The organism is Flavobacterium solisilvae (assembly GCF_012911605.1).
Classification (GTDB): domain Bacteria; phylum Bacteroidota; class Bacteroidia; order Flavobacteriales; family Flavobacteriaceae; genus Flavobacterium; species Flavobacterium solisilvae.
On sequence record NZ_JAAMPT010000068.1, the window covers coordinates 1 to 255 of the forward strand.

At 38.4% G+C, this 255-nt stretch carries 1 protein-coding gene; it reads left to right on the forward strand.

Going from position 1 to position 255, the window contains the following annotated elements:
- Positions 1 to 255, forward strand: a 255-nt coding sequence (locus tag G6042_RS00325) for a hypothetical protein (protein WP_211161584.1), incomplete at both ends; no start/stop codon positions are given.

Below are 255 nucleotides of genomic sequence, written 5' to 3' on the forward strand. Positions count from 1 at the left end.
CAACCGGAATAATTTCTGGAACGCCAACGGTTTTACAATCGGCTACGGATTATGAAGTTACGGCTACGAATTCTGGTGGAAGTACAACTTTTACCTTGTCGATTGCAGTGATTGATGTTGCTCCAAATGGTTTGAGTTACAACACACCAAATGTTTTCACAATCGATGAAATAATCACCAATTTACAACCAACGGTTTCAGGAGAAAACTTGACTTTTAGTATTAGTCCAAGTTTACCAAACGGATTATCATTGG